The following is a 17,111-nucleotide window of genomic DNA, read 5'->3' on the forward strand; positions in this document are numbered from 1 at the left end:
TTTCTACTCGTACCGCCAAGAGCTACAAATTAAAGGAAATTTCTTCATCCGCTTCATATTCCGGCGCCAGCCGGTCCAAGCTGGCCAGCTCGATATGCTGCAGCCGTGTTTGGGGCGAATCGGCTATGGCCTTCAGAATACCCGCATAATCTTCCAAAAGCCGCTCAGCGGTTTGAGGCCGGAACAGGAAGGTGTTATATTCCAGCCGGAGCTGAAGAGCGCCGTTTTTCTCCATGGCCTCCATGGTCAGGTCGTAGTCCGTCAAATTGTAAATCCCGTCTAGCGAACGTCCCATCTCCCTCTCCTCTGCGGCAGCGCTCTGGTAAATAAACACCGTATCAAACATTGGATGGCGGCTCGCGTCTCTTTTCATGTCCAGCTGATAGATGAGCTCATCAAGCGGGTAATCCTGATGATCAAATGCCTGGACCGCACCTGCCCTCACTTCATCCAAACAGTCCAGAAAGGTCATCTCCTTGCGCGGGTTCACCCGCATCGCAAGCATGTTAATAAACATGCCGACGATCCGGTCCATCTCGCGTTTGGGCCGTCCGGCTACAGGTGAGCCGATAACTAGCTCCTCCTGGGCGGCATACTTGGAAAGCAATACGGCGTAAGCGGCGAGCAGCAGCATGTACATCGTCGTCCCGGCGCTTCCCGCCAGCGTTTTCAGCCTGTTTGCCAGCTCCTGATCCGTAAGCCGCAGCATCAAGCCGCTTTCAAAGGCCAGTTTGCCTGATCGCTCAAAATCCGTCGGAAGACGCAGCAGCGGAATTCCGTCCGCGAACGTATCCAGCCAATAACGCCGCTGGCGGTCCATAGCCTCCGATTGCATGAAGGAGAGCTGCCACTCCACGGCATCCTTATATTGATAGGCTGGAGCAGGCAGCGTCTCGCCCTTGTAAAGCTGCACGAGCTCCCGCATGAAAATCTCCATCGATACGCCGTCCGTAATGATATGGTGGGCGTCATAGAGCAAATAGTATTTTTGCTCCTCCACCTTCACCAAGCCAAGCCTGAACAGCGGCGGCGCATTTAAATCAAACGGCTGCTTGAAGCTGCCGATTATCGCCTGTGCCTCTGCTTCGCCGGCTTCCCAGTAAGCGAGCTTAAAGTCCGCCCGCTCCTGAATGACCTGCACGATTTCGCCGTCCCGTGCCATTACGGCGGTGCGCAGCACCTCATGCCGGTCGATCAGGCGGCGCGCGGCCAGCTCCATTCTTTCGGGCTCGATTCGGATGTGCAGCACCGAGACGCGGAACTGGTTGCTGCTCGTCGTCTGCGGCTCCCGTTTAAAAGCGAGAAACATCCGCTGCTGAGCGTGAGAGGCCGGATAAAACGGCTTCTCCTCCGCCTTCTGCATCGGCGGATACGTATGAGTGCTCACAGCTCCCCGGCCGCTGGCCCGCCGAGCTAAATACTCAGCCAGCTGAGCAACCGTCGTGTGCTGGAACAATTCACTGACCGGAACCGCTTCAAACGTATGGGTTTCAATTTCACCCTGCAGCTTCATCAGCACGAGCGAATCTGCTCCCATTTCGAAAAAATTATCGTAGATGTCAATCTCTTCGTAGCCAAAAACCTGTTTGCAGCAGAGAGCAAGCTTCTGCTCCAGTTCGGAATAACCGCCATCCCCGCGTCCGAGCAAGGTTACGCCGTCCGCGCTGCGCACGCTTTTCTCCGCTGCTCCGCCTGTTTTGGGCTTTTTGTCCCGTTTGGCGGCAATCCGCTGGCGGATGAGATCCGAGTAAGCGACGCCGGAACGCTCAAGCAGCATCGCGCCTGCTCCATCGTAGTGAATATGTCCGACAAGCGCCCGGTCGGCTTCCTGCCGCAGCAGCAGGGACAGCCCGTCCAGCCCAAGCTCTGTAGGCAGCGTTTTGAAAATGGTGTCAAACACGTGACCGCCGTCAAAGGCCATCCCGGTTTCCTTCCATGTTGTCCAATTCACGGAAACCGTCCGCCCGCGACCGTCCCTGCGGTACGAGGCGTAAGCATCCAGGTATGCGTTTGCGGCAGCATAATCGCCTTGTCCCCGCGCCGTAAAAATAGTTGCTACCGAGGAGAACAGGATGAAAAAATCAAGCTCCTCCTCACGGGTCAAGTGATCGAGCACCCATGTGCCGTAAACCTTCGGAGCATAGATCGCTTCAAACATGCCTTCGCTTCTGTCCGCGAGCGGACCATCGCTGGAAACGCCCGCGCCATGGACAATGCCGCGAATCGAGCCGTAGCTGCTCTTTAGCCCCGCCATCACCTTTGCCATCGCCGCGTAATCGGCAATATCGACGCTGAAGCAGTCCACGTTTGCGCCGAGCGACTCCAGCTCCAGCAGCGAGCGCAGCCGCTTTTTCAGCTTGTCCGCCGAGCCGCCGTCGCCGTTGCCGAGAATAGCCTGCCACTGCGCGCGAGGCGGAAGCGGCGTTCTGTTCAGCAGCGCCAAATTCACCTTTCCCGCCGCGGCGAACCGCTTGGCGACTTCCAGTCCGATCCCGCCTAGACCGCCGGTAATCAAGTAGACGCCTTGTTTCTGCAGCGTCACCGGGCTGGCGTCTTCCGTCACGTTGGACAGCTCGGCGAACACCTCGGTGTAACGGTCGCCGCCGCGAAGCGCAACGGCATAGGTGCCGTCCGCTGCCTGCAGCTCGTTCATCAGCCCGGAAACCGGAACGTTTCCGTCCAGATCAATTATTTTGACAGAAACGCCCGGAAGCTCCTTCGGAATCGCCTTGCCCATTCCATGGAGAGGCGCATAGTCGGGAATGAGCTGTTTCTCCTCCCCGGAAGCCCGGACCGTAGTGCGGGTAACAATGTGCAGAGCAAGCTGCTCGCGATTATCCGCTGCCGCTGCCGCCAGCGCCCGCGTTAAGTACCAGAGACTGTATGCGCCGCTGCGCTGCTGCCGCTCCTTCAGCGTTTCGAGCGAGCCGCTGGCGTCCTGCGCATCCAGTGCAAACAGATGAATGATCTGGCTAACCGATACGTCCTTCAGCTGCTGCAGCAGAAGCAGATAACCTTCCTTGGAGCCGTTGATCCGGTAACGTTGGCCCAGAGCCGTACAAGCTGGAGACGCCTCATCCGCAAGCTCGATCTCAATTACCGGCCTGCCGCCAGCCCGGAATGACTCGGCAATACGCTGGCCGGTACCAGAGGAATCCATAAAGATTACGGCGGCGCCCTTCAGCGCTGACGGCTCAGGAATGCGGCTGCACTTGCGCCACTCCATCGCATACAGCAGCGGCTCCTTCACCTCACGCTTCGATACGGCCTGAGGCTGCTCCAGCCAGCAGTGCTTTTTCTCAAAGGCATACACCGGCGCATCCGTAATTTTGCACTCCTGCCCCCGGTACAACTCCTCCCAGCTCACCTCCGCGCCGCCGGTATAAAGGCAGCCGATTTCGCGAAGCAGCTCTTTGTCCGTCCCTCCCGAATCGGCAAGCTGCGCGAGCTTTCCGGCAGCCTGCCGCGTCAGCTCTCCGCGTTTGCTCTCCTTGATTTCGCCTTCACCCAGCTCCTGTTTGTTGCCGGAAACAACTTTGTGTCTGCCGTACAGGATATCGGAATGCACAAGTTCCTCCAGCGGCTGGCTCTCCAGCAGCGCTATTTTGCGCTTCAGATCAGCGGAATCCTCGCAAATAATGGCGATCCGGTGCGCATAATGGCCCCTGCCCGTATTCGCCGTGTAGCATAAATCCCGAAGCGGAAATTCCGCTTCACGGTTCAACAGCTGTCCATAACGGCTGATAATGCCATGCAGCGAGTCCAGCGACCGGGCCGATATCGTAAGCAGCTGGGGTTGAGCCGGGACATTTTTATCCGAATCGCCGTCCGTTTGCCCGGCTGGCGCAGGCGTGTACTCCTCAAGCACGATATGGCAGTTCGTTCCGCTCAAGCCGAACGCGCTGATTCCGCATCTGCGCGGATGCTCCTGAGCCTCCCAGTCCCGCGTATGCGTGTTCACATAAACCGGCGAGTCGCTGAAGTCTATGGCGGCATTGGGCCGGTTAAAGTTCAGGGAGGCTGGCAGCTTGCGGTTTTTTAACGACAGGGCGGCCTTGATTACCCCGGCGATTCCAGCGCATTCGTACAGATGGCCTACATTCGTTTTGAGCGTGCTGACCGCGCAGAACTGCTTTTTGCGCGTATGCTTTTTGAACGCTTTGTACAGCCCTTCTATTTCCAGCGGGTCGCCGAGCCTCGTCGCCGTTCCGTGCACTTCAATATAAGAGAGCGTATCCGGCTGGATGCCCGCTTCGTGCCAAGCTTTCTGCAGCACATCCGCCTGCGCATTGGAGTTCGGGGCGGTAATCCCGATTGAAGCGCCGTCCTGATTCAAGGCAGTGCCTTTAATGACGGCGTAGATCCGGTCGCCATCGGCAACCGCCTTATGGAGCGGCTTGAGCAGCACGGCAGCGCTGCCCTCTCCCCAGCCAGCTCCCTCGGCATCGGCGTCAAATGTCCGCGTCCGTCCATCGGCCGCTTCCACTCCCAGCTTCAGTCCCGAGTTGTCGACGGGCAGCAAATTGATGCGAATGCCTCCGGCGAGCGCCATGTGGCAGTCTCCGTTATGGATCGCTTTGCAGGCAAGATGAATGGCCACCGATGATGAAGAGCACGCCGTATCTAAAATGAGCGTGGGCCCTTTTAAATCAAGCATGTATGAAATTCGGGTCGGCAGCATGGCGGCTATATTGCCGGTCAGCGCCGCAGCCGCCGCTTCCGGCTCCGTATCCAAAATCATATTGTGATAGAGCGAGCTGCTGGAATAACCGACATACACGCCTGTCCGGCTGCCGGCCAGCTTTTTGCCGCCATAACCGGCATCCTCGACGGCTTCCCACGCTGTCTGCAAAAATACCCGCTGGGAAGGGTCCATCAGGTTCGCCTCATTAGGCGTAATGCGAAAAAAGCTGTAGTCGAAGGAAGCGATATCATGCAAATATGCGCCCGGCGAATATTTCACTTCCCAGCCCATATCATCCAGCATCGCGGTCAGATAGCTTTCAATATCTGCGCTGCGCTCCTTGGGGAACGCTCCCGTCAGATCAATCCCCGCTTCGATGCTCTTCCAGAATTCCGCCGGGGAGTCGGTACCTGCAATGTGGGAGGACATCCCGATAATTGCGATGTCCTCCTTGCCGTTTTCCTGAAGCTCCGCCTGCGTCTGGCGCAGCATCGTAACCATGCGCACAGCGTCTTCCTTCTCAATCTTTCCTTCGGTAGCCCGCTTGAGAATATAGTGATAGAGCTTGTCCATAGCCGTTAACCCTCCGGGCGGCCAAAGCTTGCCAAAGTTCCCTTTGCGCTCGCCGATTACTTTTTCCTAGTGCTGCTCTCCTGCGACGGTTTCATCAGCTGCTCCAGCGCGTCCTCCAGAGACAGGCTGCCGCTGTCCAGCTCTTCCATCAGACGCAGCGTATCTTCCTCCAGATCAACGCTTGCGCTTACCTGCTGCAGTACCTCCGACATTTCGCGGTCATAACCGAAGTCATCCGGCTCGTCGTCCTCCTCGGCCCGCAAGTAATCGGACAGCTTGCTGACGGAGGTGTATTCGAACAGATCCAACAGCCGGACTTTGCCCGGATAATACTTCTCTAGCGATGCATGCACCCTTCCCAGCAAAATGGAGTCGCCGCCAAGCTCGAAGAAATTATCGTCGACGTCAATTTCGTTAAAGCCGAGCACCTCGCAATAAATTTCCGCCAGTTTCGTCTCCAGGTCGGTAATTTCGCCGTCCCCGCCCGTCAGCTTGATTTCGCCCTCAACGCGCCGCTGCGACGCCTGCAGTCTCGCCTCCCAGCGCTTGCGCGATTGGGTAATGGCCGCATCGATCGGCCCGTCCGACAGCTGCGGGACAAGCCCAAGCTCCCAAAGCAGTTCCGAGCCGTAGTTAAGCTCGCCGATGAGCACATTGGAAACCTTTCTGTTTAAAGCTTCGTCGATGCCGCGCACCGCCACCGCCGTTGGCAAGGCTTTGAACGCCCCGTCGGCATTGACGCCGAATTCGACTGCCATGCCGGTTTCCTTCCAAGCGACCCAGTTAATCGCAAGCGACTTATGCTGCTTCATCATTTTGTATTTGGCGTAAACATCAAGAAACGCATTGGCTGCGCAATAATCCCCCTGCCCCGGCACGGCAAACCGCGAGCTCATGGAAGAGAACATCAGGAAGAAATCCGGCTTGTCCTGCTCGGTCAGCTTGTCGAGAATCCAGGTTCCGAACACCTTTGGATGGACGACTCCGTTGAACACCGAGTCCTCCTTCACATACAGGAAGCCGTCGCCGCCGACTCCGGCGCCGTGCACAATGCCGTTAATCCGGCCGTATTGCGACCGCAGCCGGTCTACCAGCGACTCCATCTCCTCCAAGTTGGAAACATCAATACCGTAACATTCAACGTTCGCTCCAAGCGCCTCAACCTCGCGCACCGCCTTCATCCGCTGGATCGATTTGCGGTCCATCCGGCTGTTGCGCTCCATGATGCCGTCCCAGGTCGATTTGTCCGGCAAAGGGCTGCGGTTAAGCAGCGCGATATTCACTTTGCTGCGGGCCGCCAAGTATTTGGCGGTCTCAATGCCCATGCCGCCCGTACCGCCGGTAATCAGATAAATTCCTTCCGGCTTGACCTCAATCGGCTGCGGCTCCGCCTCTTGCACCCGGTACTCCTTGAAAATCTCGGCGTACCGCTCGTTGTCGCGGAATGCGATCGCATAAAGCGACGGAACGGACGTAAGCTCCCGCATCAGCGTGTCCAGGCTGGTCGTTTCATCGATGTCAATGGCGCGGCACACAAGGCTCGAAAGCTCTTGACGGACCGATTTGCCAAGCGTCAGCAGCGGTGCGTTCCACGGATTAATCCGCGGCTCGCGGCCGCTCACCGCATCGGCATAATCGGAGATCAGCACCGTATCGGCTGCCGCGCTTAAGCCTACCTGCGCAACCGCTTTGCTCAGATAGTACAGGCTGTATACGCCGCGCCGCTGGGTTTCATTAAAGCCGTCCCAATCTGCGGCCATTCCTGCCTTCACCATGCTGAACATATGAATGATTTTGCTCCACTTTTTACCCTTGTTGTCCTTCAGCAGCCGGATATAATCGTCAACCGTACCGCTCACGTGATAGATGCCGCCTGCCTGCTTGGCGTACTGCGGGCGCAAATATACTTTGACGGTCTCTGCTCCCTGCCGCTGAAACCGTTCGGCTAGTTTTTCGCCAAGACCCAGCTCGTCCATAAACATCAGCACCGGTCCGTTCTGGCTGATATCCATAGCGGCCATCTGTTCCTGGCGCACCCATTGTCCGCCGTAATACAGCCCGCCGGATGCGGTCTCAACCGCCTCCTGCTCATACTCAGGAATCTCGATCCAGCACCGTTCCGGCTCAAACGGATAGGTCGGCAGCGGCATCCGGTACAGCTCTTCCCCTTCGTACAGCTGCTCCCAATTGACATCCGCTCCCTGCACGTAAAGCTCGCTAAGCTGCCGCAGCCTGCTGTCGTCGGCCCTGCCGCCGTTTACATAACTGCCGACCAGCTCCGATGCCTGCTTGGACAAGCCTGTGCGCTGGCCCTCGGAAATCTCGCCGTCCGCTTTTTTCGCTTTTGTCTCCGATACGATTTTGTGATAGCCGGAAAACAGCCACGGCTGCTCCAGCCCGCTAGTGCCGCTTGTTTCATTCCATTCCGCCAGCTTTCGCTGCAGGTCTTCCATATCGCTTGCCATAACGGCCAGCCTGTACGCATAATGGCCGCGTCCCGTGTTGGCAGTATAACAGGCGTTGCGGAAGTCCGAGGCCGATCCGCTGCCGAGCTTCTGCGATGCATAAGCCTTAACGAGCCGACGCAGCGCCGTTTCGGTTAAAGCGGAGAGCGTAAACAGCTGCGGATGCCCCTCCGGCGATGCCGCCGTTTGCGCTTCTCCGGCGCCTGTGTATTCTTCCATGACAACGTGGCAGTTCGTGCCGCTCATGCCAAAACCGCTGACGCCGCAGCGGCGTGGATGCCCGTCCGTCTCCCACGGTTTTCCGGTGGCATTGATATACACCGGCGAATTCACAAAATCGATTTTCCGGTTTGGACGGTTGAAATAAAGATTAGGCGGCAGCTCCTTATGCTTCAAAGCGAGCACCGCTTTAACAACCCCTGCAATGCCGGCCGCTTCTGACAGATGCGTCAGATTCGTCTTTGACGAGCCGACTGCGCAGAACTGCTTCTTGCGGGTGTAACGCCGGAAAGCGCTCTGGATGCCTTGAATCTCAACAGGGTCGCCGAGCTGCGTGCCCGTTCCATGCGTTTCGATGTACGTCACGGATTCCGGGTCGATGCCCGCATCCTCCCACGCCTGAATAATAACCTCTTCCTGCGCAGCCGGGTTCGGAGCGGTTAATCCCGCCGAGCTGCCGTCCTGATTGGACGCGCTTCCTTTAACGACCGCATAGATATGATCCCGGTCTTCAATCGCCTTTTTCAGAGGCTTCAACAAAATGGCTGCAACGCCTTCGCCGGTGCCGGTGCCTTCCGACAGCTCATCAAACGCCCGCGTTCTGCCGTCGCCCGATTCCATACCAATGCCCCTTGGCGAGCCTTTTTTGAAAATCGGCATCATGTTCAGCCTGACCCCGCCGGCGATCGCCATGTCGCAGTCGCCCATCCGAATGGATTTGCAGGCCAGATGGACCGCCGTCAAGGAGGACGAACAGGCTGTATCCACGACAACGCTTGGCCCCTTCAAATCGAACAGGTAGGATACTCGGCCCGTTGACACGGAAGCCGTGTTGCCGACAAGCGCAGCCCCTTCCGACTGCGGCTCAACCTCACTGATAAAGCGGTGGAAGTAGACCATGTTGGAGGCATAACCGAGATAAACGCCGGTGTTGGTGCCATGAATTTTTTTGCCGCCGTAACCGGCGTCTTCAATCGCATGCCACGCTGTCTGCAGGAACAAACGGTGGTTCGGATCGGCCATGCTCGCTTCCTTCGGCGACATGCGGAAAAAGCGGTAATCAAATTTGTCGATTTCATCCAGATAGCTGCCCATCTCGTAATCAACTGCGTTCAGCGGCCAGCCCTTAAATTTGACGTATTTCTCCATGTCGCTTTTTCTGCTGTCCGGGTACCCGCTGCCGAGATCTACGCCCGCCTGCAGCGCGCTCCAGAACTCCTCCGTCGTCTCGGCCTTTGGAAAGCGGAACGAGACTCCGATGATGGCAATCTCGCTATCCGCATTCAGCGTCTCTCTGGCTGCGATCGTCTCGGTAGGCGCGGCGCTCTCCGCATCCTGCTCAACGATGTATTCCGCTAGTTTGGCGATGGTTGAATACTCAAACATGTCCGCCACCGAGAGCACGCCCGGAAACCGCTTCTCCAAGTCCATATGGATGCGCATAAGCAAAATCGAGTCCGCGCCAAGCTCGAAGAAGTTATCGTAAACGTCAATCTCGCTGTATCCGAGCACATCCCGGCATACCGCAGCGATTGCCTTCTCGGTTTCGTTGTATACCGCCCCGTCCTTACCGGAAAGCTGCACATCGCCGCCTTTTTGAGATTCCTTCGGCTTCGCGGCTTTGCTCGTGCTGGCAAGCTGCTGTTTATGCCAGTCCAATCTGCGCTGCAGCGGCCCGGACAGCTTGACGGTTGCTTTTTCCAGCAGCATAATGCCGAACTTCTCATAGTTGAATGCACCGATCAGCACTCTTGGAATCCGTTTATTCAACGCCGCCATAAGTCCAGCTATGCCGTCAGCCGTAGGCAGCGTACGGAAAATTGTGTCCACGGCAACCCCGGAATTTTTGGCCATCCCGGTTTCCTTCCACGTTGTCCAGTTGACCGTCAGCGTCTTTCTGCCCTGTCGGCTCCGGGCTTGGGCGAACGAATCCATATAGGCGTTTGCCGCCACATAATCGCTTTGCGTTGAGCCAAAATAAATGGTCGCCACCGACGAAAACAGGACGAAGAAATCGAGATCGTCTTCAGCGGTCAACCGGTCCAGCAGCCAAGTGCCGTTCACCTTAGGCAGCAGCACTTCGCGTATGACGCTCTCTTGTTTATCCTTCAGCAGCTGGTCAATCGCCACGCCCGCACCGTGAATGACGCCGTCGATCCGGCCGAATTCGCCGCGAACCTCTGCCAATACCTTGGTCATATCCCCTTCGTCAGAGATGTTGGCCGCGATCAGCTTTACACAGGCTCCAGCTGCCTCAAGGCCACGGATGGACTGAATTTTGTGCAGAGCACGCTCATCCAATCCAGCAGCTGCGATCTCATCCCAGCGCTCGCGTTCGGGCAGCGCCGTCCGGTTGATCAGGATCAGATTGACGGCGGTTGCGCGGGCGGCAAGCGCTTTGGCTGTTTCCAGGCCAATTCCGCCCGTTCCGCCGGTTATGATATAAACGCCGCGATCCTTGATGAGAACGGGCTCATCTTCGGCGCGCTCCAGTGCCAGCTGCGCGAATTGCTCCGTATAACGGCCGTCTCCCCGGAAGGCAACGCCGTATGCGGCTGTCCCGTGGCCCTGCCGAATTTCGTCCACGATCCGTGCCACATCCGCTGCCGAATCGATATCAATGCTCCGGCATTCGAATTGCGCATGCTCCTTCGCCAGCACCTTGCCAAAGCCAACCGCTGTCGCTTGCTCGGGATGAAGGCCGGCCTCATTCCCGTTTACCTCTTGCGCGCGGTCCGTAACAAGGACCAGGTCTACCTTTTGCAGCCCGTTTACGTGCATCCATGCCTGATACAAATAGAAGAGACTATAGAGTCCGCGGTTTTGGCTCTCTTCCAGCATCGCCAGACTGCCAATCGGCTCCGCGCCCTCCAGATTGAGCATATGTACGATCTGCGTCAGCCCGCCGCCGATTTCGTTCAACAGCCGGATGTAGTCCTCCGGCGTGTTGCGGATCGTATAGGAACCGGCATGATGCCGGACAAATTGCCCGCCGACGGATGCGGTTACGGTATGCCGGTCCGCGCTTGCATTCGCGTCCGCGATAGAAGCGCCAAGCTGCGTGTCCAGGCCCCCAAGGAGCAGCGAAATTCCAGTCGGCGGCTCTCCTGCGGCCAGGCCGCGTTCCTCTGCCGTCCATATTGGCGCAAAATAACAACCGTCCTCTTCTTCCGCTTCCGGTGCGGCCGATTGCGGGAACTCCAGCCAGCTTCTGACGTTTTGCAGCGGATAGGTTGGCAAGCTGACACGCCGTCTCCGTTCACCGGCATAAAGCAAGCTCCAGTCTGCGTCGCCGCCGCACGCATAAGCGGAGCAAAGCGCCTGCAGGGCTCCTTGATCCGTTTTTCCCGATCCGATCCAATCGTTCAGCCGCTGCCCGGCCTCAAGGCTAAGGCGATGCTTCTCCTGCTCGTCCAATTCGCCTTCCTTGGCGGGAACATTCGTGCGGGCCGCCCGATGGAAGCCGTAAAACGACCAGGAATGCCGAAGCGATTCCAGCTCCGAGTCCAGACAGATGCGAATTTTGTCCCGCAGATCGTCCGCATCCTGCACAATCAAGGCCAGCCGGTGCGCATAAGCGCTGCGGCCTGTGTTCGCGGTGTAGCTGATATCGGCTAACGCTGGCAGCGGTCCTTCCTGCCCTAAATAGCCGTCATACAGCTGCAGCAGCTCCCTCAGCGCCTGGCTGTTTCGTGCCGACAGCGTGAACACCTCCGGCTGTGCAGCATCCGTTTCATTCCCGCTCCCGGCGGGCTCCGGCGCTTCTTCCAGCACGAGATGGCAATTCGTGCCGCTCATGCCGAAACCGCTTATGCCTCCGCGTCTTGGATGGCCATCGGTGTCCCAGTCGCGCAGCTGAGTGTTGACGTACAGCGGCGAGTCGGCAAATGTGATGGCGGAATGCGGTTTTTGAAAATAAATGGATGGCGGCAGCTTTTTATACTTAAGCGAAAGCGCCATTTTGACCAAACTGGCAATGCCCGCCGCCTCGCTGAGATGCCCGATATTCGTCTTTACCGAGCTGATTGCGCAGAACTGCTTTTTGGTGGTGTATTTTTTGAAGGCGCCTTCAATGCCCTTGATTTCGATCGGGTCGCCGAGCTTTGTGCCCGTGCCGTGCGTTTCGATATAATCCAGCGTCTCCGGATCAATGCCGGCTTCCTCCCAGGCTTGCTGGAGCACCATCGTTTGCGAGGCTGGGTTCGGCACCGTAATGCCCGCAGTCTGCCCGTCGTGGGTGACGGAATTTCCTTTGATGACCGCGTAGATGTTGTCTCCATCCTTAAGCGCCTTTTTCAGCGGCTTAAGCAGCACCGCGCCTGCGCCCTCGCCTACGCCGGAGCCGTCAGCCGCATCGTCGAACGCCCGGGTTCTCCAGTCGGTTGACTCGATGCCGATCCGAATGTTTTTATCGTCGATCGGGATGATGTTCAGCTTGATGCCCCCGGCAATCGCCTGCTCGCACTGCCCCTGCTTGATTGCCTGGCATGCGAGCTCAATGGCCACTAGCGCCGAGGAACAGGCCGTATCCACGACAAGCGCAGGCCCCTTCAGATTGAGCAAATAGGAGATGCGGGTCGCCGCCATCGCCTGCATGTTGCCGACGGTCGCAATCGGAATTAAGGACGGGTCCGTTTCAAAAATCATTTTGACGTACATGTCCTTCGGACTTTGCGTATATCCCAGATAAACGCCGGTGCGGCTGCCGACCAGCCTGTCGCCTCCATAACCGGCATCCTCGATCGCTTTCCATGCCTGCTCAAGGAAAATCCGCTGATGCGGGTCCGTCAAGCTCGCTTCCCTGGGCGACATTCGGAAAAATTCGTAGTCAAAACCGTCGATTTGCTCCAAATACCCGTACTCCGGATATATGACTTCTTCCTTGTCCATTTGTTTGAAGCTGGTGTACTGGTCGGTGTCGTCCCGCCGCTGCTTCGGAATTTGCTTCACGCTGTCGATGCCGCTCTCGATATTGCGCCAGTACTCATGGATGTCCTCGGCTCCCGGCAGTCTGGCGGACATCCCGATAATCGCGATGTCATCCTGAACCTTAGGCCCGCCCTGCTTCAGCATCCCGATCATCTCAACAGCCGTTTCCTTATCAATCTTTCCGCTTGTCGTCTGATTGACGATAAACGAGTAAATGTTATTCGGATTGTTCTGCACGATTCTCCCCCTTTCTGTTACAGGTCCTCCAGGACGTGAATGGCGTCCTCCAAACTCATCGTTCCATCCGCAAGCTTGCCGAAAATGTTCCTCGCTTCCAGACGGACGTCCATTTCCTCAACTGCCGACTCCTGCTCTTCCTTGTTAATGTGCTGGGCCAGCCTCTGCACGGAAGGAAACTCGAACATGTCGGTAATCGTGACCTTGCCCGGATATTTGGCATCGATTAATTTATGAATCCGCATGAGCAGCAGCGAATCGCCGCCAAGCTCAAACAATGTGTCGTGGATGTCGATTTCAGGATAGCCAAGGATCGTGCTGAAAATATTCGCGACCTCTTGTTCAACCGCGTTATAATCCGCTCCGCCCTTGCCCCGCAGCGCCGCTATGACAGGCTCGCCGCTCCGGCGGGCCGGCGCGCTGCCCTTCGGCAAAATAATGAGCCTGCCGTTATCCAGCATGGCGGCATCGTAATCGCCGTTAGAGACGACGCTCCCGCCCTCAAGCCCGGTGCTGCCGTTTAGAATCCGGTGAATGCGCTCATTCAAGCGAGCCGCCAAATGAAAGGGGAACGCCAGATGAAGCGATAAATACGCCGGGCTTTCGTTCATCTCGCCAACGAGCACCCGGGTCAAATTCCGTCCGAGCGCGCTATTAAGGCCCTCTATTGCTTTTGCCGTCGGCAGCGCCTTATAAATGGAATCAATATTAATTCCAAAGCGGACCGACATGCCCGCTTCCTTCCAGGACACCCAGTTGACCGTCAACGCGTGGCGTCCCTGTTTTCTTCGATAGGCGGAAAATGCGTCCAAATATGCGTTAGCTGCCACATAATCGCCCTGCCCGGCTTCGCCGACCATCGAGACGCCGGAAGATTGCATAATGAAGAAATCCAGCTGATCCTCCCTCGTGAGCGTGTCCAGAATCCAGGTTCCGGCCAGCTTTGGCCGAAGCACGCGGTCGAACATGTCCATATCCTTCTTGAACAGGTAACCTGCGCCCGCAACACCGGCTCCATGCGCAATTCCGTTAATCCGGCCGTACTGATTCCGCAGCTTCGCAATAACGGAGGTCATCACAGCGAAGTCAGCTACGTCTGCAGCATGAACCGTAACCGCAGCTCCCATCGCCTCCAGCTCTTGAAGCTTGCGCAGCTTGTCCGGCAGCTCGCCGTTGCCGCTTGCGATAAGATCCGCCCATTCCTCTTTTGGAGGAAGCGGCGAACGGCTGATGAGCGCCACATTAACGGCCGCTTTGGAAGCAAGATACTTGGCCGTTTCAAGCCCGATGCCTCCCGTGCCGCCGGTGATAAGATATACGCCGCTTGTGCGAATTTCGACCTCAGCGGGCTGCTGTTCTTCCGGATTGACAGGACCGTACTCCTCCGTATACCGGATGCCGTCCCGGTAACACGCCTGGAACTGCTTTGTATACCGCTCAAGCTCCGGCGCAACGGCCGCAGCCGGCGTCGATTCGTCTACATCAATCGCTTTGCATGCAATTCCGTCAAACTCCTGGGGAATCACCTTTCCAAGGCCGGTCAGCGTCGCCCATTCCGGCCGGAGCTGCGTTTCCACACCGGTAGCGGCGTGCAGCCCCTTCGTGAAGAGCACCATATGCAGCTTCGTTTTGGAATCATGCCGCATGACAGCACGGGTTAAACGAACCAGGCTGTACACGCCAAACTGCTGGCTGTTCTCCAGCTCCTCCAGTGACCGCGAGCCAAGCCGGTCCGATAAGCCGCACATATGCAGAATATGCGATATTTTCCGTCCATTAAGCTCGGCCATCAATTGATCGTAATCGTCTTCGCCGACGCCAATCGTGTAGCGGTCACGCTCATGACAGATGAAGCCGCCGCCAAGCTCCGCCACTATGACGGTTACGCCTCTTTCCTGCAGCATGCCAATCATCGCTTGCACAAACGGCGAACCGGATCCGTCCTTCACCATGAGCACCTCGCCTAGCGGCGCGGGGGCTGCGCTCTCCGGCAGCGGCTCTGCAACCCACTTAAAGCCGTAGAGGAAATCCGCCTCCCGCTTTTGTTGAGCTGCCTCCGGCTGCGCCAGCGGCGCATCAATCCAGCATCGGCTGCGCTCGAACGGATACGCCGGCAGCGGCACTTTATGCGGCGCATTTTCACCCGCCAGCTGATCCCAATTCACATCGGCTCCCGCAAGATACAGCTGTGCGAGCTCCTCGATCCAGCCGCCGGACGCCTCCGGCGCCTCCCAATAGGCGGCTGCCGCCTCGGCAGCTTTGGCGCTTAACCGCTCCTGCTCCTTTGCCGTCACCTCATGCGCTGCCTGCGCTTGTTTCGCCGAATCGATCACCCGATGAACCTGATAACCGGCAGTTTCGGACAGATCGCGACGAGCGCTTGCAAGCTTGCTGTGCAGATCCTCCATCGTAGCCGGAAGCAGCGCCAGACGATGCGCATAATGGCCTCGGCCGGCGTTGGCGGAATGACAAACCTCTTCAAGCTGCAGCTTGCTGTTATCCGCCAGGAATTGCTCATAAAGGCCGATTAATTCCAGCAGCGCCGGTTTTGATTTGGCGGACAGCGTGAACAAACCCGGGTATTGCTTGGCAGATGCCGCCCTCTGAGGCGCTTCCTCCAGCACGATATGACAGTTGGTGCCGCTGATCCCAAACGCGCTGACGCCGCATCGGCGCGGCTCCGCGCCGGATTCCCAAGGCCGCAGCCTCGTGTTCACGTACACCGGCGAATCCTCGAACGGAATCGACCGGTTCGGCTCGTTAAAATGAATCGTCGGCGGCAGCTGTTTCGTCTGCAGCGCCATTACGGCCTTGATGACGCTAACGATCCCCGCCGCTTCGCTTAAATGGCCGATATTCGTCTTAACCGAGCTAACCGCGCAAAACCCCTTATTGACCGAGTGTTTGCGGAATGCGCCGTGGATGCCCTGAATTTCGATGGGATCGCCCAGGTTCGTGCCGGTACCGTGAGTTTCAATATAGCGGATCGACTCCGGGTCGATGCCCGCGTTTTCCCATGCCTGCAAAATGACATCCGTCTGCGCTTGCGGGTTGGGCGCGGTCAAGCCGGCTGATCTGCCGTCTTGATTCGTCGCGCTTCCTTTAATGACCGCATAAACGTGGTCCTTGTCCCGCAGCGCGTCCTTCAGCGGCTTCAGAATGATCGCGCCGATGCCTTCGCCAACACCGGAGCCGTCGGCGTAATTGTCAAATGCGCGGGAGACGCCGTCGGTCGATTCGATTCCGGTTTGCATATAGTCCTTGTTGACCGGCACCGTATTGACGTTAATGCCGCCGGCGACGGCCACCTCGCAGGAACCGCTGCGCAGCGCCTGGCAGGCCGCATCAATCGCCACAAGAGAGGAGGAGCAGGCCGTGTCGATGACCATGCTCGTTCCCTTCAAATCCAGCAAATACGATAATCTGCCCGATATAACTGCGGTGAGGTTGCCAACTAAACCAATCGACAGCGCGGACGGATCGATATCCTCGATAATTTTGGCGTACATGTCGCGGAAATTGCTTGCGTAACCGACGAACACGCCTGTTTTGGAGCCTTCCAGCCTGCTGCCGCCGTACCCGGCATCCTCAATGGCCTGCCAGCTCGTCTCTAAGAACAGGCGCTGGCATGGGTCCATCAAGCTCGCTTCGCGGGGAGACAGCTTAAAAAACTGATAATCAAACTTATCAATTTCCGGCAAATAAGCGCTTTTGCTGTAGCGGATCTCCTCCTCCGGTATCCCCTTGAAGGCCAGATAACGCGAGATATCCCGGCTGCGGGTCTCGGGAAAGTCCGCAATGCAATTGACTCCGTTCTCCACATTGCTCCAGAACTCCCGGATCGTGTCTGCAGACGGAAGTTTAGCCGCCATGCCGATAATGGCAATTTCGCCCGCATCCGTTTTGGCTTCGGATTCCAGCAGCTTAATCAAGTCGATTGCAACTTGCCGGTCGATCGTTTTGTCCTGAACGCTCTGAACCAAATACTGGTACGTTTTCTCCAT

The 17,111-nt window shown here is 57.5% G+C and carries 3 protein-coding genes; all 3 read right to left on the reverse strand.

Annotated elements, in window-relative coordinates; all coding sequences use genetic code 11:
• Positions 1-22: 22 nt before the first annotated feature.
• Genes M3223_RS03430 through M3223_RS03440 form a run of 3 tightly spaced genes read right to left on the reverse strand, consistent with a single transcriptional unit; the run spans position 23 to position 17,111 of the window.
• Entirely contained in the window at positions 23-5,257 is a 5,235-nt protein-coding gene (locus M3223_RS03430; protein ID WP_251558949.1) for an SDR family NAD(P)-dependent oxidoreductase, read from the reverse strand.
• 56 nt (positions 5,258-5,313) lie between these two features.
• A complete protein-coding gene (locus M3223_RS03435; protein ID WP_251558951.1) occupies positions 5,314-13,107 on the reverse strand; it encodes an SDR family NAD(P)-dependent oxidoreductase in 7,794 nt (2,597 codons plus the stop codon).
• A gap of 17 nt (positions 13,108-13,124) precedes the next feature.
• Positions 13,125-17,111: an SDR family NAD(P)-dependent oxidoreductase gene (locus M3223_RS03440; protein ID WP_251558953.1), complete on the reverse strand. Its 3,987-nt coding sequence runs from the start codon at positions 17,109-17,111 to the stop codon at positions 13,125-13,127.

Origin of the sequence: Paenibacillus pasadenensis (assembly GCF_023715725.1) — a bacterium.
In the GTDB taxonomy this organism is placed as follows: domain Bacteria; phylum Bacillota; class Bacilli; order Paenibacillales; family Paenibacillaceae; genus Paenibacillus_O; species Paenibacillus_O pasadenensis_A.